A 20,253-nucleotide genomic window follows, 5' to 3' on the forward strand; every position below is an offset into this window, starting at 1 on the left:
CCAGAGGCAGAGACGCCGTAAGGCCGCGGCCTAGACGCGCACCCTCCCTCCCACCTAACGTTTGTTTGGTGGGAGGGAGGGCTGTATGACGGCTGTCGGCGCGGACCTCAGCGGACGGACCGCCGTCGTCACCGGCGGCACCAGGGGCGTGGGCGCGGGCATCGCCGACGCGTTCGTACGCGCCGGGGCCCGGGTCGTCGTCTGCGCCCGCCGCCCGCCCGAACGGCCCCTTCCCGGCTGCGAGTTCCTCCCGGTCGATCTGCGGGACGCGACCGCCGTCCAGGACCTCTTCGCCCGGCTCGACCGCGTCGACGTCCTCGTCAACAACGCGGGTGGCACCCCGTACCGGCTGCTCGGCGACAGCGACGCGGAGCGCCACGCGCGCGTGATCGAGCTCAACCTGACCGCGCCCCTGACGGCCTCCCTCGCCGCCCGCGAACAACTGGCCGCCGCGCACGGCTCCATCGTCATGATCGGCAGCGTCAGCGGGACCCGCCCCTCGCCAGGATCGGCCGCGTACGGAGCGGCCAAGGCGGGCCTGGAGAACCTCGCGCGGTCCATGGCCGTGGAGTGGGCCCCCGGCATCCGCGTCAACACCCTCGTGCTCGGCATGGTGCGCACCGAACTCTCCGCCCTGCACTACGGGGACGAGGCCGGGATCGCGGCGGTCGGCGCCACCGTCCCGCTCGGCCGCCTCGCCGAGCCGCGCGAGATCGGCGCCGCCGCTGTCTTCCTGGCCTCGGACGCGGCCTCGTACATCACCGGAGCCAGCCTGCTCCTGCACGGCGGCGGCGAACGCCCCGCGTTCCTGGACGCGGCGACGGTCAACAAGAACGGCCGACGAGAACGGCCGACAAGAACGGGCGGCAAAGGGGGCGTGACGTGAGCGAGGCGAAGGCCGGCGGGAGCGGGCTGTGCGCGGGGCGGGTCGTGGCCGTCACCGGTGCCGGTCGTGGACTGGGGCGCGCACACGCCCACGCGTACGCGGCCGAGGGCGCGAAGGTCGTCGTGAACGACCTGGGAGTGGGCCTCGACGGCGCACCGGGGGCGGAGAGCCCGGCCGCTCAAGTCGTCCGCGAGATAAGGGCGTCGGGCGGGGAGGCCACCGCCCACGGCGGGGACGTCGCCACCAGCGAGGGCGCCGCGTCGCTCGTGGCCACCGCCGTCGACACCTTCGGCCGGCTCGACACCCTGGTGAACAACGCCGGGTTCCTGCGCGACCGGATGCTCGTCAACCTGGACGAGGACGACTGGGACGCCGTGATGCGCGTCCATCTGAAAGGGCACTTCCTGCCCCTGAAGCACGCGGCGGCGTACTGGCGGAGCCAGGCCAAGGCGGGGCGGCCGGTCGCGGCCCGGATCGTCAACACATCGTCCGGCGCGGGGCTGTCGGGATCGGTCGGGCAGGGCAACTACAGCGCGGCGAAAGCCGGGATCCTCGGCCTGACCTTCGTGGCCGCCGCCGAACTCGGCCGGTACGGCGTCCAGGTCAACGCGATCGCGCCCGCGGCCCGCACCCGGATGACCGAGGCGACGTTCGCCGCTTCGATGGCCGCCCCCGAGCGCGGCGGCTTCGACGCGATGGCGCCGGAGAACGTCTCCCCGCTCGTGGTCTGGCTCGGCTCCGCCGCCACCGGGGACGGCGTCACCGGCCGCGTCTTCGAGGTCGAGGGCGGCCGCATCACCGTCATGGAGGGCTGGCACCCCGGGCCGACGGTCGACAAGGCGGAACGGTGGACTCCGGCGGGGGCGGGCGCGGCGGTACGGGAGCTGCTGGCGCGGGCACAGGCGCCGGGGGCGGTGTACGGGGCGTCGTGAGGAACAGCCCGGTTCTACGTGTCGCACTCCAGCACCGTCCGGCACAACCCGCACCGCGCCCTGACCCGCCCCCGTACCGGCACCCGGATCCGCTGGTGGCAGGTGGGGCAGGGAAACGACACCCGTAGCCCCGCCCGGCCTTGCGGGCCGTCCGCCGAGAAGGTGTACGGGCCCGCGGGGGCGGGCCCCCGGGCACCGTGGTCCTGGGCGTAACGGCGGTCCTTCGCGTAGCGGCGGCGGCCCGCCCAGCCCGCCGCCGTCAGCGGGGGCTGCTGCTCGTCGCGGCGCGCCTGCGCGAGCCCCTTCGTGTACGCCGTGTACGCCTGCGCGCTGGTGAACCACGTCTCCGGCGCCTCCCCGAACGCGAGCGAACGCTTCGCCAGGACGTACCCGAACTCCTCCGGCGTCAGATAGCCCAGCTTCTGCGACGACGCCGCGTCCTCCCGGTAGGCGTCCAGGAGCAGCCAGCCCGCGCCGAGATACGTGGCGGCGGTGTCGGTGAGGATCTCGTTGTCCCGCGTCCCCGGGAACGACAGGTCCAGACGGTGCAGGTAGACGTGCATGATCTCGTGCGCCAGGGCCGCGCCGATGTCCCGGCGGTGCGTACGGAAACGGTCGTTCAGCTCGATGAAGTACTCGGGCCCCGCCGCCAGTTCGACGCTCGCCGCGTGCTCCATCTCCCGGAACCCGACGATCATCCGCGCGTCCGGCAGGTGGTAGTGGCGCACCAGCTCGCGCGCCACGCGCTGCGCACCGAGGTGCAGATCGTCCTGGTCGCCGAAGGCCACGTCGGCCGGGGCGACGCTCGTCGCGAACGTGTGCACCGTGTCGTACGAGAGCCGCTTGTACAGCGCGGTGACCGCCGCCCGCACGGTCTCCAGATGCGGATAGCCGTGCACCACAGGACCGCCGTTCACCGCGCACCCCCAGGGGCCGCCGGGCCATGCACCCCCGGGGGCCGCCCCCGGACCCGGCGCTCCCAGCGTAAGGCCGCCCGCCCGCTCCCGTACGGGCCCGGACGCCGTCGCGCGTCCGTTAGTCCAACACCTGTCCCTCCTTTGTCCATGGGCGCCCCCGCCCCACGCGGCGCATGGTGATCGGCACCTCGTCCGAAGCCAGGCCCTCAGCTCCCCGTACCCCCGTAAGGAGTGCCACGTGCCGCCCACCGATCCGTCAGAGGAGTCCGAGCAGCACCCCAGCCGCAGGGCCGTCGTCACCGCGGGCGCCGCCACGGGCGTGAGCCTGACGCTCGGCCTCACCGGCGCCGCCACCGCCCACGGCGCCGACACCCGGGACCCGGCCGCCGTGCTCCGCTCCCCGGACCTCACCGTCCGAGTCGCCACCGGCTTCCCGGCCGTCGTCTCCTACACCGACCGCGCCACCGGCGCCGTCCTGCACGGCACGCCCGACCCGGTCACCACGGTGCTCGTCGACGGTGCCGCCCACACCCCCGAGGTGACGTCCCGGATCGGCCGGGACCACGCCGACTACCGGCTCACCTTCCCCGGCGCCGCCGCCACCATCGACGTACGGATCACGGTCGAGGGACACCGCGTCGACTGGCGCGTCACCCGCATCCACGACACCGCCGCCCTGCGCGTCGGCACCCTCCAGATCCCCGGGCTCGCCCTGCTCTCCGTACGCAGCGACCAGCCCGGCGCGGCGCTGCTCGCCGCGAGGGTCCAGCTCGACAAGGCGCAGAGCGGCGACACCCTCGTCGCACCGAAGCCCGACAGCCCGGCCGAGGCGCCCACCGGCTGCGCCTACGCCGTGCTCGCGCACGACACGCTCGGCGGCGCCATCGAGACCAACACCGTCCACGACAAGCCGACCGGCGGCGCGACCTGGGAGAACGGCCGCCTGTGGCGGGAGACCGTCGTGCGCGCCTCCGACGGGTACACGGAGGTGCGCCTCGCGCCCGGCCAGTGGACGCACCGCGCCGCCACGGCCCCCGTCGACGCCACCGAACCCCTCCCGTACGCGACCGTGATCATCACCGGTGACCGCAACGGTGACGGCCGCGTCGACTGGCAGGACGCCGCCATCGCCTTCCGGTCCATCGCCGTCACCCCCCGCGGCGCCGAAACACAGCACCTGCGGGTCGTCCCGCACATCCCGTTCAACTTCGCCTCCCAGGCGACCAACCCCTTCCTGGCCACCCTCGACAACGTCAAACGCATCTCGCTCGCCACCGACGGCCTGCGCCAGTACACGCTCCTCAAGGGCTACCAGTCCGAGGGCCACGACTCCGCCCACCCCGACTACGCCGGGAACTACAACACGCGCGCGGGCGGCCTCCCCGACCTCAACACCCTGGTCCGCGCAGGCGCCGAGTGGAACAGCGACTTCGGCGTGCACGTCAACGCCACCGAGTCCTACCCGGTCGCCCACGCCTTCTCCGAGACCCTGGTCGACAAGACGAACGAACAGTGGGACTGGCTCGACCAGAGCTACCGCATCGACCAGCGCCGCGACCTCGTCTCCGGCGACATCATCGAACGCTTCGCCGCCCTGCGCCGCGACACCGAGCCCGCCCTCAACACCCTCTACATCGACGTGTTCCGCGAGTCCGGCTGGACCTCCGACCGCCTCCAGCGCGCCTTCCGCGACCAAGGGTGGAACGTCACGTCCGAATGGGGCCACGGCTTCGAACGCTCGTCCCTGTGGTCGCACTGGGCGACCGAGACCGACTACGGCCCCGACACCTCCCGAGGCATCAACTCACAGCTCATCCGCTTCGTCCGCCACCACCAGAAGGACGTCTTCGCCGACAAATGGCCGACCCTCCTCGGCGCCGCCCGGATGGGCAACTTCGAGGGCTGGACGGGGAAGACGGACTGGACGGCGTTCTACCGCCTGATCTGGACGCACGCGCTCCCCGCGAAGTACCTCCAGGCGCGGCCGGTCAGGACATGGGCCGACCACGAGATCACGTTCTTCGGCGACGAGCGCACCTCGGTCAGCGATGCGCAGGGCGCCCGCCGCATCACCACCGACGGCCGCCTCGTCTACGACGACGGCACGTATCTGCTGCCCTGGGAGCCCCGCACAGCGGACGACCCGGCGAAGCTGTACCACTACAACCCGGCCGGCGGGACGAGCGCGTGGCAGCTCCCACGCGCGTGGGCGCGGCTGTCCCGCGTCGCCCTGTACCGCCTCACCGACCAGGGCCGCGTCTTCGTCTCCCACGTCCCCGTAGCCGACGGCAAGGTCACGCTCACCGCAGACGCCGACCAGCCCTACGTGGTGTACCGCCGCCGCACCGATCTGACCCGCGACCCGGCCTGGGGCGAGGGCACGCCGCTGCACGACCCGGGCTTCCACGCGGGTTCACTGAAGGGCTGGCAGGTGACGGGCCCGGCCTCTGTCGTGCGCAGCGACCTCGGCGACTACGAACTGGTCGTCGCACCCGGCGCCGCGGCGACCGTCGCGCAGCGCCTGAGCCGGCTCGCCCCGGGGACGTACGCCGCGTCCGTCCAGGTCGAGGTGGGTGCGTCGGCGGGGGAGCGCCGCCGGGCCTCCCTGGAGGTGCGCACGGCCGACGGCGTGTCCGCCACGAACTGGACGGACACGTCGACCGCGGGCAACTATGTCGCCGCCGACCGCAAGCACGGAACGCGCTTCCAGCGGATGTTCGTGTACTTCACGGTGGCGCAGGGGGGCGGCGCCACGGTGCTGTCGTTGCGCGCTGACGCCGGGCAGGCACGGGTCCGCTTCGACAACGTCCGGGTGGTGAGGGCCGAGCGCCCGGTTCAGCGGCCGGGTGTGGTGGTCGCGGAGACCTTCGAGCACGTCCCGCAGGGCTGGGGCCCCTTCGTGAAGGGCGACGCGGGCGGCTCCACCGACCCGCGCACCCACATCGCCCAGCGCCATGCCCCCTTCACCCAGCGCGGCTGGAACGGCAAGACCATCGACGACGTCATCGACGGCACGCAGTCCCTCAAATCCCGCGGCGAGAACGAGGGCCTCGTCTACCGCACGGTCCCGCACACCGTCCGTTTCCTGCCGGGCCGGCGGTACCGGGTGCGTCTGCGGTACGAGTGTGAACTGGCGGGCCAGTACGCCTGGGTCACCGGGGTCGACGGGCCCGGGGCCACGGAGCTGAGCCGCCGGGGGCTGCCTGTGGCCGTGGAGCCCGGCACACTGCGGTACGAGTTCGCTGCGCCGGCGGAGGGGGAGGCCTGGGTGGGGCTCAGGAAGGTCGGGGACCACGGGACGGCGGAGTTCGTGCTGGACGGGTTCGAGGTGACCGAGGTCGATGTGACCGAGCTCGATGTGACCTGAGGTCCCGGCCGACCGTCCGCCGAGTGACTGCGCGTCGGCGCGTGCGCGTGCGTCGTGGCTGGTCGCGCAGTTCCCCGCGCCCCTGAAATGCGCACTGCGTGCGCCATTTCCCCCAGAGAAGCGCGGCAAAGCCACAACTCCCAGGGGCGCACCCCCGCCCACGAGGTACGAGCGCTGGCCTACACGGCAGCACGCCGCGAGATTCCTCAGGCACGCGGGGAAGGGGACCGGCGCGCTCAGCCGCGACGCATCTGCACTCGTCCATGCGCGGTCACCCGGCAGGGGCTGTGGTCTTTCAGGGGCGCGGGGAACGGCGCGACCAGCCACGACGGGCCCGCGCTCGGTCATCCGGCGGACGCGGGGGCGCGCAGCAACCCCCTCAGCTCACCCGCCCGCTCCAACTCAAGCACCCACACCTCATTACCGCCCGCCCGCACCACAGGCCCCGGCACGTACAAGCCCCGCTGCGGCCCGACCTCCCAGTACCGCCCCAGGCAGAACCCGTTCACCCACACGAGGCCCCGCGTCCACCCGGCACCCAGTTCGAGCACCGCATCCCCGACCCCGTCCGAGGCCACCTCGAAACCCCCCTGGTACAGACCCCGGCCCCCGCCCCCCGGCACAACCCGCGCCAGCGCAGCGACCTCCTCAGGCACGAACCGGTCGAGGCGGAGCCCCCGCGCCCGGACGCCGTGCAGGTACTGGCGTTCGTGCAGCAGGCCACCCGTGATCCCCTTCCGCTCGCCCGTACGCGGGCCGTAGTTGACCCGGCCCAGGGACTCCACCCACAGCTCCACGCGCGCGTGCCCGGCGACCGGCTCGGGGAGCACCGGTTCCTCCTCCGTCAGGACCCCGGCCCGCTCTCCGTCGACGTACACGACGGCGATGTCCCGCAGCCCGTCGGCCCGGAGGGGGTACGGCCGGCGCGGCCCCGGCACCGTCACCGCGTAGCGGACCAGACCCCGGTCCACGTCGAGCTCCTCGAACGACGGCGGCACCGCGTGCTCCGACTCCGGCCCACCGAGCGCCGCCAGCACCTCATCGAGCGGCGTGAACACCCCCAACTCGGCGGTCACCGCACCCGTAAGCACCGCCGGTGCCACAGGAACATCCGGCAACGGCGACTCCGCGTACGCGCCGAGCACCTCCCGGAACAGCCAGAACTTCTCGGTGGGGCGGCCGAACTCGTCGATGGGGGCGTCATAGTCGTACGAGGTGACGTCGGGTTCGAGCGGCCCGTCGTGGAGGTCGCCACCCCGGTTCGCCCCGGCCCAGCCACCGAAACTCGTGCCGCCGTGCGCCATGTACAGGTTGACGGACGCCCCGCACTCCAGGATCTCGCGCAGCGCCCGCGCCGCGTCCCCCGGATCCCGTACGACGTGCTCGGCACCCCAGTGGTCGAACCAGCCGCACCAGAACTCCATGCACATCAACGGCCCCGTCGGCCGGTGCCGGCGCAACGTCTCGAAAGCCTCGCGCGCGTGGGAGCCGAAATTGGCCGTGGCGAGCACGCCGGGGACCGAGCCGCCTGTCAGCATGTGGTCCTCGGGCCCGTCCGAGGTGAACAGCGGCACTGTCACACCGGTATCGGCCAACAGGTCAGCCAGCGCCCGCAGGTAACGCGCGTCCGAGCCGTAGCTCCCGTACTCGTTCTCCACCTGGACCATGATCACCGGGCCGCCCCGGTCGACCTGCCGCTCCACGATGTGCGGCATCAGCACCCGGAACCACCGCTCGACCGCCACCAGGAACTCGGCATCCCGGGTACGGATCCGCGAGCCCAGAGCACCTGTCACCCAGTGCGGCAGCCCACCGTTCTCCCACTCGGCACACATGTACGGGCCCGGCCGCACGATCACCCACAGCCCGGCATCGCGCGCCGCGTCGAGGAAGCGGCCCACGGCCGCCGCGTCCCGCACCTCGCCCGCGTGCGGCTCGTGCAGGTTCCAGGGCACGTACGTCTCCACACAGTTCAGGCCCATCGCGCGCAGCATCCGCAGCCGGTGCCCCCACTGTTCCTCGTGGACCCGGAAGTAGTGCAGGGCGCCCGAGAGCAGCCGCACCGGACGGCCGTCCACCTCGAAATCGTCCTCGCCCACCCTGAACTCGGCCATGACGTGCTCCTTCGTGCCTGGTGGGCACCTCACCCACCGGCCGCCACTGTCACCTCTGGCGGGCGACGGGGTCCATGGACAAAGATCGGCTGGTGTTGGACGGGAGCCACGCGACACCACGAGAAGCCCCCAAAAGACCGAAGCCACGAGAAGCCCGCAAAAGACCGGAGCCACGAGAAGCCCGCAAAAGAGCAGAGCCGCGAGGAGCCCTCGGAAGACCAGAGCCACGGGAAGCCCGCAAAGGACCAGAGCCGCGAGGAGCCCTCGGAAGACCAGAGCCACGGGAAGCCCGCAAAAGACCGCAGCCGCGAGGAGCCCTCGGAAGACCGAAGCCGCGAGAAGCCCGCAAAAGAGCAGAGCCGCGAGGAGCCCTCGGAAGACCAGAGCCACGGGAAGCCCGCAAAAGACCAGAGCCACGGGAAGCCCGCAGAAGACCAGAGCCACGAGGAGCCCTCGGGAAGCCACGAGGAATCCTGGAAGAACACCGCGGGGAGCCCCGGAAGAACGGCCCGAGGCCACCCGCACGAAACACCACGGGAGGGGACACATGTCCACGTACCACACCTGGATGCGGTACTTCACACCCAGCCCCGTCCACCACCGCCTCGGCCTGGTCTGCCTCGGCGTCGGACTCCAGCACGGACTGCTGCCCGCCGTCGGCCCCCGCACCCTCGACCACCACGTCGCCGTCGTCGTCACGGCGGGCAGCGGCTGGATCGAGCTGCCCGACGGCCGGCGGGCCCCCGTCACCGCCCCCGCCCTCCTCTGGCTCACCCCGGGCACCTCCCACCACTACGGCGCCGACCCGCACACCGGCTGGGACGAGTGCTTCGTCGACTTCACCGGCCCCGCCACCGCCACGTACACCGAACTCGGCTACATCGACGCCGACCGGCCCCTCGTCCCGCTCTCCGAGGCGGCCGCCGCCCGCGCAGTCGTCGGCCGCATCGCCCGCGCCGCCCGCCGGGGCAACCCCCTCCTGGAGGTCGAGACCGGCGCCGCGGTCCACGAACTCCTCGTCGCCCTGCGCCGCGCCCGCGCCGACATGGCCCCCGACGGCGACCCCGTCCTCCAGGCCCTCGCCCGCGACGCCTTCCGGCCGCTGTCCGTCGCCGAACACGCCGCCCGGCACGGCATGACCCCCGCCGAACTGCGCACCGCCGTCCGCCGCGGAGCCGGCTGCAGCCCCAAGGACTACCTCCTCGGCATCCGCCTCGGCCGAGCCAAGGAACTCCTCGCCGCCACCGAACTGCCCGTCGCCGCCGTCGCCCGCCGCGTCGGCTACGACGACCCCGCCTACTTCTCCCGCCTCTTCACCCGCCGCGTCGGCACCGCACCCGTCCGCTTCCGCGAGCAGCAGGGCCGCGCCGTGCCCGGCGGCTGGTCCGACCGCATCCCCGACCCTGACGACCCACCCATGCTCCACGTAGGCTGACCTGTCATGACTTCAGGTACGCCCGCATCCCAGCCGCCCGTCGACCCGGCCGTCCGCGCCGAGCTCGACCGCCTCCGCGACAGCATCGACAACATCGACGCCGCCGTCGTCCACATGCTCGCCGAACGCTTCAAATGCACCCAGCAGGTCGGCCACCTCAAGGCCGAGCACGCGCTCCCCCCGGCCGACCCCGCGCGCGAAGCCCGGCAGATCGAACGACTGCGCCAGCTCGCCGAGAGCGCGAAACTCGACCCGGCCTTCGCCGAGAAGCTCCTCAACTTCATCATCAGCGAGGTCATCCGCCACCACGAACAGATCGCCGAGGACAGCAAGCGCTGACCGGGCCGACCGGACCGATCGGGATCACCCTGTCCCGATGTCCGAGGCGTACGGCAGCATGAGCCCATGCCCGTACTGACGCGCGACGAAGCGCAGACCCGAGCCCGACAGATCGACGTCCAGCGGTACACCGTCGACCTCGATCTCACCCGCGGCAGCGACACCTTCGACTCCCGCGCCGTGATCCGCTTCACCGCCCGCACCCCGGGCGACACCTTCGTCGAGCTCAAGCCCGCCGAGCTGCGCTCCGTCACCCTCGACGGACACCCCCTCGACGTGGCCGCTCTGGACGGCAACCGGCTGCCGCTCACCGGCCTCACCGAGGGCGCCCACGAACTGCGCGTCGACACCGCCATGCGCTACTCGCACACCGGCGAGGGCATGCACCGCTTCACCGACCCCACGGACGGCGAGACGTACGTCTACACCCAGCTCTTCATGGAGGACGTCCAGCGCGTCTTCGCCGCCTTCGACCAGCCCGACCTCAAGGCCGTCTTCGACCTCACCGTCACCGCGCCCGAAGGCTGGAGCGTCCTCGCCAACTCGGTCACGGAGCACCTGGGGGAGGGGAAGTGGCGGGCCGCCACCACCCCCCTCCTCTCGACGTACCTCATCGCCGTCGCGGCAGGCCCCTGGCACTCCGTGCGCACCGAACACCGCGGCCTGCCCTTCGGCATCCACTGCCGCCGCTCCCTCGCGCCCCACCTCGACGCCGACGCCGACGAAATCCTCGACATCACGCGCGCGTGCTTCGACCGCTACCACGAGAAGTTCGACGAGCCCTACCCCTTCGACTCCTACGACCAGGCGTTCGTCCCCGAGTTCAACGCCGGCGCCATGGAGAACCCCGGCCTCGTCACCTTCCGCGACGAGTTCGTCTACCGCTCCGCCGTCACCGACACCGAGCGGCAGACCCGCGCCATGGTCATCTCCCACGAGATGGCCCACATGTGGTTCGGCGACCTCGTCACCCTCCAGTGGTGGGACGACATCTGGCTGAACGAGTCGTTCGCCGAGTACATGGGCTACCAGACCCTCACCGAAGCCACCCGCTTCACCGACACCTGGGTCGACTTCGGCGTCGCCCGCAAAGCCTGGGGCTACGACGCCGACCAGCGCCCCTCCACCCACCCCGTCGCCCCCGAAGCCGTCCCCGACACGGCCTCCGCCCTCCTCAACTTCGACGGCATCTCCTACGCCAAGGGCGCCAGCGCCCTGCGTCAACTCGTCACCTGGCTCGGCGAGAAAGACTTCCTCACCGGCATCAACACCCACTTCCACCGCCACAAGTTCGCCAACGCCACCCTCGCGGACTTCATCGACTCCCTGTCCTCGGGAGCCTCCGGCACGGACCGCGACGTCCACGCCTGGGCGGACGCCTGGCTCCGCACGACCGGCGTCGACACACTGACGGCCCGCGTCACGGAGCCCGCCACGGACACGGGCCCCGCCGGCCGTGACACCGAGAGCTGGACCCTCGCCCTCGACCGCACCGGCAACCGCCCCCACCGCATCGCCGTCGGCCTCTACGACCGCGACCAAGGCGACGGCCGGCGGTTCGTCCTGCGCGAACGTGTCGACGTCGACGTGCCGGGCGAGGCCCGTACGTTCCCGGGGCCCCGCCCCGCGCTGATCGTCCCCAACGACCAGGACCTCACCTACGCCAAGGTCCGCCTCGACCCGGCCTCCGAGGAAGCGGCCCTCCGCGGCCTCTCCGGCATCCCCGACCCGCTCACCCGCGCCGTCCTGTGGAACACCCTGCGCGACATGGTCCGCGACGGTGAACTCGAACCCGCCGCCTACCTGGAGACCGCCGCCGCCCACCTCCCCGACGAGACCGACCTCGCCCTCGTCCAGGGCGTCCTCGCCTTCGCCCGCACCGAGATCGCCGACCGCTACAGCACCCCCGCCGAACGCCCCGCCGCCCTCACCCTCCTCACCACCCTCGGCGAGAACCTGCTGCGCCGCACCGAGAACGGCACCGACCCCGGCCTGCGCCTCACCGCCGTACGCCACCTCATCGGCGCCGCCCAGCACGCCGACACCATCCGCGGCTGGCTCGACGCCAACGCCGTCCCCGGCGGCCCCGACCTCGACCCCGAACTGCGCTGGCGCATCCTCGGCCGGCTCAGCCTCCTCGGCGCCATCGACGACGCCGTCATCGAGGCCGAACTCGCCCACGACCCCAGCGCCACCGGCCAGGAAGGCGCCGCCCGCTGCCGCGCCGCCCTGCCCGACCCGCAGGCCAAGGAAGCCGCCTGGACCGCCCTGTTCACCACCGACCCCGGCCAGGAACTCTCCAACTACCTGTTCACCGCCACCGCCCAGGGCTTCTGGCAACCCGAACAGACCGACCTCCTGCGCCGCTACGTCCCCCGCTACTTCGACGACGCCACCGCCCTCGCCACCCGCCGGGGCCCCGCCATCGCCGAAGCAGCCGGCCGCTACGCCTTCCCCGCGCACGCCATCGACGAGGACACCCTCCGCCTCGGCGAGCAGTGCCTCACCGCGGGCGCCCCCACCCCGGCCCTGCGCCGCAAACTCGTCGACCAGCTCGACGACCTCACCCGCGCCCTGAAGGTCCGCGCACCCCGCCACCCGTAACGCCACCCACAACAGACCCGTACGCCCTATACACCACCAACACCCCTCTCCCGTACACGAGTACCCCTTTCGGGTTGCCCTCCATCCATTCGGTAAAGGCACCCTTACCTGAGGTCCAAGACTGGTGCGGCGCGGCTCACCCGGCCGCGCCCACCGCACCCGTCACCGGACCGAAGGACGCCCATGAGCAGCACCCCGCCCCTCGCCGGAGGCACCCAGGGACCCGCCGCGCTGCGGCCGCTGCTCGACACCGTCCTCGACGCACTCCACGAAGGCGCCGTCCGCCGCGACGGCCCCCTCCCGGCGGGTGGCCCGGACGCCGTCGCCGCCCTGCTCCGAGAACACGCCGGACCCCTGCTCCCCGCACAGGGCACCGGCGCCGACGACGCCCTGCGCACCCTCGTCACCGCCCTCACCGAAGGCGCCGCCGACCCCGCAGACCCCCTGTGCGCCGCCCACCTGCACTGCCCGCCGCTCGCCGTCGCCGCCGCGGCCGACCTCGCCGCGAGCGCCCTCAACCCCTCCATGGACTCCTGGGACCAGGCCCCCGCCGCCTCCGCCCTCGAAGACCTGGTCACCGCCGCCCTCGCCCACGAGGTCTACGGCGCCACGAGCACCGCCGCCGCTGAGGCCCACGCAGCCACCAGCCCCCCGCAGCACGCCGACGCCCTCGTCACCACCGGCGGCACCGAAGCCAACCAGCTCGCCGTCCTCCTCGCCCGCGAGACCAACCCCCACCCCGAACCCGTCCAACTCCTCGTCGGCGCCAACGCCCACCACAGCCTCCCCCGCGCCACCTGGCTCTACGGCCTCCCCGCCCCCCTCACCGTGCCCGCCCCGGGCGGCACCCTCGACCCCGCCGCCCTCGACGCGACCCTCACCGGCCTTCCCGGCCCCGCACTCGTCGCCGCCACCGCGGGCACCACCGACGCCGGCCTCATCGACCCCCTCCCCGATATCGCCGACGTCTGCGAACGCCACGGCGCCCGCCTCCACGTCGACGCCGCCTACGGCGCGGGCCTCCTCTTCAGCACCCGGCACCGCGCCCTCCTGGCCGGCCTCGACCGCGCCCACACCACCACCCTCGACCTGCACAAACTCGGCTGGCAGCCGGTCGCCGCCGGACTCCTCGCCGTACGCGATCCCGCCGACGTCGCCGCCCTCACCTACCAGGCCGACTACCTCAACGCCGACGACGACACCGAAGCGGGACTCCCCGACCTCCTCGGCCGCTCCCTGCGCACCACCCGCCGCCCCGACATCCTCAAGATCGCCGTCACCCTCAAAGCCCTCGGCCGCACCGGACTCGGCGCCCTCACCGACCAGGTCATCGCCCTCGCCCACCACCTGGCCGCACTCGTCGACGTACACCCCGGCTTCGAGCTGTACGACACCCCCACCCTCTCCACCGTCCTCTTCCGCCCCCTCGGCGCCGGCGCCGACTCCATCGCCGCGATCCGCCGCGCCCTGCTCACCGAGGGCCGCGCCGTCCTCGGCCGCGCCCGCACCGACGACGGCACCCTCTGGCTCAAGGCCACCCTCCTCAACCCGCACACCGAACCCGGCGACCTGTCCGCCCTCCTGAAACTGGTGGAGGGCCACACCCCGCACTGACCCCAAGCCCCGAACACCCGCCCAACAAACCCGCCGAGCCACGCGGTACCGCAACCCCCGACAGACCCGCCGCGCCGCGCGGTGCCGGAACCCCTGACGGACCCGCCGCGCCGAGCCCCGAACGCCCGCCCGACAGGCCCGCCGAGCCGGAACGCCCGCCCGACAAACCCGCCGAGTCGACCCCCGCGCCCCCGCCTCACGACCTCGCTCGCCCCCGAAATCGCCCCCCGGACCCGAACCCGCCCCCGCACTCGCCCCCGGTGGAAGGACACCCCGATGAACGCCGTGCCAGCCGAACGCCCCACCGACACACCCCGCGACCTCGTCGGCATCGGCATCGGCCCCTTCAACCTCTCCCTCGCCGCCCTCGCCCACCCCCTCCCCGACCTCGACACCGTCTTCTACGACCAGCGCCCCGCCTTCCACTGGCACCCCGGCCTCCTCATCGACGGCGCCACCCTCCAGGTCCCCTTCCTCGCCGACCTCGTCACCCTCGCCGACCCCACCAGCCCCTGGACCTTCCTCAACTACCTGCGCACCCGGGGCCGCCTCTTCCCCTTCTACTTCGCCGAGCAGTTCCACATCCAGCGCGCCGAGTACGACGCCTACTGCCGCTGGGTCAGCGAGAACCTCCCCGCGCTGCACTTCTCCCACCAGATCGACGCCGTCCGCTGGAACCCCGACCGCGCCGCCTTCGAGGTCGACCACACCCAGCTCGACGCCGACGGAGAAGCCGAGGCACTGGGACGGACCTACACCCGCAACATCGCCCTCGGCGTCGGCACCGAACCCCACATCCCCGAACCCCTGAAACCCCTCGCCCACGAACCCACCGTGCCCGTCCTGCACAGCGCCGACTACCTCACCCACCGCGAAAGACTCCTCACCGCCGACCACATCACCGTCATCGGATCAGGACAGTCCGGCGCCGAGATCTTCCTCGACCTGCTCCGCGCCCGCCCCGCAGGCCGCGAAAAGATCCACTGGCTCGCCCGCACCGAGGCCTTCGCCCCCATGGAGTACTCCAAGCTCGGCCTCGAACACTTCACCCCCGACTACACCCGCTACTTCCACCACCTCCCCCAAGCCGAACGCGACCACCTCGTCCCCGCCCAATGGCAGCTCCACAAGGGCATCGACGCCGACACCATCGCCGCCATCCACGAAGAGCTCTACCGCCGCACCCTCCACGGCGGCTGGCCCGACGCCACCCTCACCCCCGGCGTCAGCGTCCGCACCGCAGGCCGCGTCGGCGCCGCCAAGGTCGAACTCCACCTCGAACACCGCCGCCAGTCCACCCGCTCCCGCCTCACCACCGACGCCGTCGTCCTCGCCACCGGCTACCGCGAACGCCCCCTCGACCAGCTCCTCGCAGGCCTCGACCCCCACCTCCGCCGCGACAGCTCCGCACGCCCCCGCGTCGACGAACAGTTCCGCCTCGTCCTCGACGACACCGTCAAAGGCTCCGTCTACGTACAGAACGCCGAACGCCACACCCACGGCGTCGGCGCCCCCGACCTCGGCCTCGCCGCCTGGCGCAGCGCCACCATCCTCAACACCCTCACCAAGAACGAGCCCTACCCGCAGCCCCGCCGCACCGCCTTCACCACCTTCGGCCTCCAGCCACACGACGAAAGCCGCACCCCCCGGCCCGAACAACAGGCAGGAGAGCGCGGCCCCCTCATCGAACTGCGAAGCTAGCGACGACGCACGGTCAGAACACCGGCGTCCCGTCCCGCGTCAGCCGCCAGTCCACCGACGCGAAGTCCACCGGGTCCAGGACACCCTTGGCCGTCACCCACTCCGCGATCCGCGTCCGGATCTCCGTCGACTCCGACCACAGCTCCTGCGCCGACGCCACATGCGGGAACGCACCACCACCGTTCGCCCGGTAGTTGTTCACCGCGAGGACGAACTGCGCCGCGTCGTCCAGGTCCTCACCCCCGAACTTCAGGTTCCTGATCCGCGAACCCGCAGGCTGCGCTATGTCGATGTCGTACGTCACGCCCGACACGTAGTCGTAGTTGTAGTCCGGCCGGTTCTCCGCGTTCGTCAGCTTCTCGACGTCCACCGCCGCACCCGCCGCCGTCCGCACGAAGTACTGCGCCGAGAACTCCAGGTACGCCCGCACCTGCGCGCCCGTCAGCAACTTCGCCACCAGCGTGTTGTCGTACACGTACAGACCCGACAGGTCCCGGATCGTCACGTCACCGGCCGGGATCTCCGACGTACGGGAGAACGGCGACGCCTGCGAGAGCACCGGCAGCGACGCGTACTGCGTCGACTTCAGCGCCTCCGTCACCACATCGGCCTGCACCTTGTTGATCAGGTCGATGATCGGCGCGTCCTTGTAACGGGCGTCCACCGTGGTCAGCGTCGTCGTCGCCTGACCCACCACCTGGTTCACGTACTTCACGACCAGCGCGTGCTCGTCCGCGAGCAGCTTCGTGATCTTCGGGTCGTCCTTCACCGAAGCCGAGTTCAGCAGCTTCGACCTCACCGACTCGACCGACCAGCGGCCCTTCTCCCACACCAGGTCGAAGTCGAACAGCGCGAGCCGCTCCGCGTAGCACAGCGGCTCCGCGAGCACGACGGACCTGCCCGTCTTCTCGTTCTTCACCACCTGCTGCTCGATCTCGACGTGCGCGTGCCCGACCAGGACCGCGTCGATCCCCGGCACCTTCGCCGCCATGGTCGCCGCCGCGTTCTCCACGTACGGCAGCTGGTCACCCCACGACGACGTCCCCGACGCACCCGAGTGCACCGACACGACCACCACGTCCGCGCCCATGGACCGCAGCTTCGGCACCCACAGCGCGGCCTGCTCCTCGATCCCCGGGAACTTCAGCTTGCCCTGTACGTACGCCTTGTCCCAGATCGCGATGCCCGGGTTGGTCAGACCCAGGATCGCCACCTTCACGTCCCGGCCGTGCGGCGTCCGCATCTTCTTGATGACGTACGGGCGGAACGCCGGCTTCTCCGTCTTCGCGTCCACCGCGTTCGCCCCGAGCAGCGGGAACCTCAGCTGCGACTCGAACTTGCGCAGCGTGTCGATGCCGTAGTTGAACTCGTGGTTGCCGAGCGCCGCCGCGTCGTACCCGATCTGGTTCATCGCCTGGGCCATCGGGTGCACCGGACCACCCTTGGCGGTGATCGGCTCCACGCGCGCGAAGTAGTACGTCAGCGGCGTGCCCTGGATCGTGTCACCCGCGTCGACCAGAAGCGTGTTGCCGCGCCCCTTCTCCTCCCGCACCTGCTTGACCAGCGTCGAGATCCGCGAAAGCCCCTGCGCGTTACCGGCCGCGTCCGTGTACTCCGCGTCCTTGTAGTAGTCCCAGTTGAAGACGTGACCGTGCAGGTCCGTCGTGCCCATGACGGTGAAGGAGTACCGCTTGCCCTTCGGCTTCTGGGGGTGCGGCTTGGGGTGGTGGTGCGAGGACGCCTCCGCGGCGGGCGCGGCCACGGCACCCGTCAGCGCCACCCCCACACCCGTCGCGGCGGACTGTCCCAGAAACCTTCGGCGGTTCAACGGCATCTCTGTACTCCTCGGAGGGCACCACGGGTCAACGCATCTGAGCAACGCGTCTGTAGCAACGCGTCTGTAGCAACGCGTCTGTAACGCGCGTAGATCCTGGATTCTGGCTCAGAACACACCTCCGCAACACCCCCCACAGGTTGCGATCCGATGACCGGACGCTGACCGGACCGGGGCAACGGTGCGACAGTGAGGCGCATGACCACCACCCCCACCGGACCCACACCCCACGGACCCACCCCGTACGGGACCCCCGACGTACCCCGCATCACCGTCCGCGGCGAAGCCCACCTCGAAGCCGACCCCGAACTCGCCCGCATCCGCGTCACCGTCCAGGCCCGCGGCACCGACCGCCGCACCACCCTCGACGACCTCACCCGCCGCAACAGCACCGCCCTCGACCTCATCAAGTCCTACGGCGAAGCCGTCGACAAAGTCGAGACCGGCACCTTCTCCCTCGCCCCCGAATACGCCAAACACGGCCGCGGCGAACGCGTCCGCACCTACCACGGCCGCACCACCCTCACCGCCGAACTCACCGACTTCACCGCACTCGGCGAACTCGCCACCCGCCTCGCCGACCTCGACCTCACCCGCGTCGACGGCCCCCACTGGTCCCTGCGCCGCACCTCACCCGTCCACGCCCAGGCCCGCACCCAAGCCGTCCGCGAAGCCGTCCGACGCGCCCGCGAATACGCCGACGCCCTCGGCACCACCGTCGCCGCCCTCCTCGAACTCTCCGACACCGGCACCGACCCCCAGGACTGGACGCACCACGAAAGCCCCCGCGGCTGGACCCGCGCCTCCTTCGCCAAAGCCCCCGACGACGAACCCGCCCCCGCCCTCAACCTCGAACCCCAGCGCCAGCACATCCAGGCCACCGTCAGCGCCGCCTTCACCCTTCACCCACCGACCCTCTGAACCCCGGCCCACCCCATTTCTGTGCTCATCAGAGCGGCAGCGCGCGCATATTCAAAACATGTCGATGTTTGTCAATAGCCCTTCACACAACGGTTGTTGAGTAGTCGCCCCCGGCCAATTCTCTACCCGCCGGTAAGCCCTAGGCTCGAACCATGCGCCGAGCAAAAATCGTCTGCACCCTGGGCCCCGCGACCGACTCGTACGAGCAGATCAAGGCACTCGTCGAAGCCGGAATGGACGTAGCCCGCTTCAACCTCAGCCACGGCAGCTACGCCGAGCACGAGGAGCGCTACCAGCGCGTGCGAAAGGCCGCCGAGGAGACCGGCCGCAGCGTCGGTGTCCTCGCCGACCTTCAAGGCCCGAAGATCCGCCTCGGCCGCTTCAGCGAAGGCCCCGTACTTCTTGAACGCGGCGACGAGTTCACCATCACCGTCGAGGACGGCGTCGAAGGCGACCGCCAGCGCTGCGGCACCACCTACAGCGGCCTCGCCGAGGACGTCACCCCCGGTGAACGCATCCTCGTCGACGACGGCAAAGTCAGCCTCCAGGTCACCGGCGTCGACGGACCCCGCGTCCACACCCAGGTCGTCGAAGGCGGCATGGTCTCCGACCACAAGGGCCTCAACCTCCCCGGCGTCGCCGTCTCCGTCCCCGCCCTCTCCGACAAGGACGAGGCCGACCTCCGCTGGGCCCTGCGCATCGGCGCCGACATCATCGCCCTCTCCTTCGTGCGCAGCGGCCGCGACATCGAGGACGTCCACCGCATCATGGACGAGGAGGGCCGCCGCCTCCCCGTCATCGCCAAGGTCGAGAAGCCCCAGGCCGTCGAAGCCATCGACGACATCGTCGCCGCCTTCGACGGCATCATGGTCGCCCGCGGCGACCTCGGCGTCGAAATGCCCCTCGAACAGGTGCCGATCGTCCAGAAGCGCGCCATCAAGCTCGCCAAGCGCAACGCCAAGCCGGTCATCGTCGCCACCCAGATGCTCGACTCCATGATCGAAAACTCCCGGCCGACCCGCGCCGAGGCCAGCGACGTCGCCAACGCGGTCATCGACGGCACCGACGCGGTCATGCTCTCCGGCGAGACCAGCGTCGGAAAGTACGCGATCGAGACGGTCAGGACCATGTCCCGCATCGTCGAAGCGGCGGAGGAAGACATCCTGGCCAAGGGCTTGCCGCCGCTGACCGAACGCAACAAGCCCCGCACCCAGGGCGGCGCGGTCGCCCGCGCGGCGGCGGACATGGGCGACTTCCTTGGCGCCAAGTTCCTCGTCGCCTTCACCCAGTCCGGAGACACGGTCCGCCGCCTCTCCCGCTACCGCTCACCGATCCCGCTCCTCGCCTTCACGCCCGACGCGGCCACGCGCTCGCAGCTGAACCTGACGTGGGGCGTGGAAACCTTCCTCGGCCCGCACGTCGACTCCACGGACGCGATGGTCGCCCAGGTCGACGAGGAACTGTTGAAGATCGGCCGCTGCGAGCGCGGCGACATCGTGGTCATCACGGCGGGCTCCCCGCCCGGGGTGGCCGGCTCGACGAACCTGGTCCGCGTGCATCACATCGGCGAGGACGACGCGCCCAAGTAG

The 20,253-nt window shown here is 71.7% G+C and carries 13 protein-coding genes; 10 read left to right on the forward strand and 3 right to left on the reverse strand.

Annotated features, from left to right (window positions below; genetic code table 11):
* Window positions 1–85 precede the first annotated feature (85 nt).
* Both ACH4RC_RS09085 and ACH4RC_RS09090 read left to right on the forward strand, forming a co-directional pair.
* Window positions 86–886 (forward strand): SDR family oxidoreductase, encoded by an 801-nt coding sequence (locus ACH4RC_RS09085; RefSeq protein WP_398197257.1) that lies wholly within the window; start codon window positions 86–88, stop codon window positions 884–886.
* A complete protein-coding gene (locus ACH4RC_RS09090; RefSeq protein WP_398197259.1) occupies window positions 883–1,818 on the forward strand; it encodes an SDR family oxidoreductase in 936 nt (311 codons plus the stop codon). The genes ACH4RC_RS09085 and ACH4RC_RS09090 overlap by 4 nt, the downstream gene beginning before the upstream one ends.
* A 14-nt stretch (window positions 1,819–1,832) precedes the next feature.
* Here the strand turns inward: ACH4RC_RS09090 and ACH4RC_RS09095 are convergent, their stop codons facing one another.
* The gene (locus tag ACH4RC_RS09095; protein WP_398197261.1) at window positions 1,833–2,735 is read right to left on the reverse strand and encodes a hypothetical protein; all 903 of its coding nucleotides are present in this window, start codon (window positions 2,733–2,735) and stop codon (window positions 1,833–1,835) included.
* Window positions 2,736–2,973: 238 nt separating this feature from the next.
* Between ACH4RC_RS09095 and ACH4RC_RS09100 the strand changes: the two genes are divergently transcribed.
* Window positions 2,974–6,102, forward strand: a complete 3,129-nt coding sequence (locus ACH4RC_RS09100) for an endo-alpha-N-acetylgalactosaminidase family protein (protein ID WP_398197264.1) — start codon at window positions 2,974–2,976, stop codon at window positions 6,100–6,102.
* A 344-nt stretch (window positions 6,103–6,446) separates the two neighbouring features.
* Here ACH4RC_RS09100 and ACH4RC_RS09105 read toward each other — a convergent pair whose 3' ends face one another.
* Entirely contained in the window at window positions 6,447–8,216 is a 1,770-nt protein-coding gene (locus ACH4RC_RS09105) for a beta-galactosidase family protein (protein ID WP_398197266.1), read from the reverse strand.
* Between the two features lie 547 nt (window positions 8,217–8,763).
* On the opposite strand from ACH4RC_RS09105, the gene ACH4RC_RS09110 reads away from it, so the two are divergent.
* From ACH4RC_RS09110 to ACH4RC_RS09130, 5 genes are all read left to right on the forward strand, one after another.
* The gene (locus ACH4RC_RS09110; protein ID WP_398197268.1) at window positions 8,764–9,651 is read left to right on the forward strand and encodes a helix-turn-helix domain-containing protein; all 888 of its coding nucleotides are present in this window, start codon (window positions 8,764–8,766) and stop codon (window positions 9,649–9,651) included.
* A 6-nt stretch (window positions 9,652–9,657) separates the two neighbouring features.
* Window positions 9,658–9,990: a chorismate mutase gene (locus ACH4RC_RS09115; protein ID WP_398197271.1), complete on the forward strand. Its 333-nt coding sequence runs from the start codon at window positions 9,658–9,660 to the stop codon at window positions 9,988–9,990.
* Between the two features lie 66 nt (window positions 9,991–10,056).
* Window positions 10,057–12,594 carry an aminopeptidase N gene (pepN, locus tag ACH4RC_RS09120; protein WP_398197274.1) on the forward strand — a complete coding sequence of 846 codons (2,538 nt, stop codon included), beginning with the start codon at window positions 10,057–10,059 and terminating at the stop codon, window positions 12,592–12,594.
* A gap of 183 nt (window positions 12,595–12,777) precedes the next feature.
* Complete coding sequence (locus tag ACH4RC_RS09125) at window positions 12,778–14,208, forward strand: pyridoxal phosphate-dependent decarboxylase family protein (protein WP_398197277.1); 1,431 nt, start codon at window positions 12,778–12,780, stop codon at window positions 14,206–14,208.
* Window positions 14,209–14,484: 276 nt separating this feature from the next.
* Window positions 14,485–15,909: a lysine N(6)-hydroxylase/L-ornithine N(5)-oxygenase family protein gene (locus ACH4RC_RS09130; protein ID WP_398197279.1), complete on the forward strand. Its 1,425-nt coding sequence runs from the start codon at window positions 14,485–14,487 to the stop codon at window positions 15,907–15,909.
* A gap of 13 nt (window positions 15,910–15,922) precedes the next feature.
* On the opposite strand, the gene ACH4RC_RS09135 is transcribed toward ACH4RC_RS09130, so the two are convergent.
* Entirely contained in the window at window positions 15,923–17,743 is a 1,821-nt protein-coding gene (locus ACH4RC_RS09135; RefSeq protein ID WP_398197282.1) for a bifunctional metallophosphatase/5'-nucleotidase, read from the reverse strand.
* Window positions 17,744–17,941: 198 nt separating this feature from the next.
* Here ACH4RC_RS09135 and ACH4RC_RS09140 point away from each other — a divergent pair, with 198 nt between their 5' ends.
* On the forward strand, window positions 17,942–18,664 hold the full coding sequence (locus tag ACH4RC_RS09140) for an SIMPL domain-containing protein (RefSeq protein WP_398197284.1): 723 nt from the start codon (window positions 17,942–17,944) through the stop codon (window positions 18,662–18,664).
* A 152-nt stretch (window positions 18,665–18,816) separates the two neighbouring features.
* A complete protein-coding gene (pyk, locus tag ACH4RC_RS09145; protein WP_398197287.1) occupies window positions 18,817–20,253 on the forward strand; it encodes a pyruvate kinase in 1,437 nt (478 codons plus the stop codon).

Source organism: Streptomyces sp. NPDC016845 (assembly GCF_044332585.1).
In the GTDB taxonomy this organism is placed as follows: domain Bacteria; phylum Actinomycetota; class Actinomycetes; order Streptomycetales; family Streptomycetaceae; genus Streptomyces.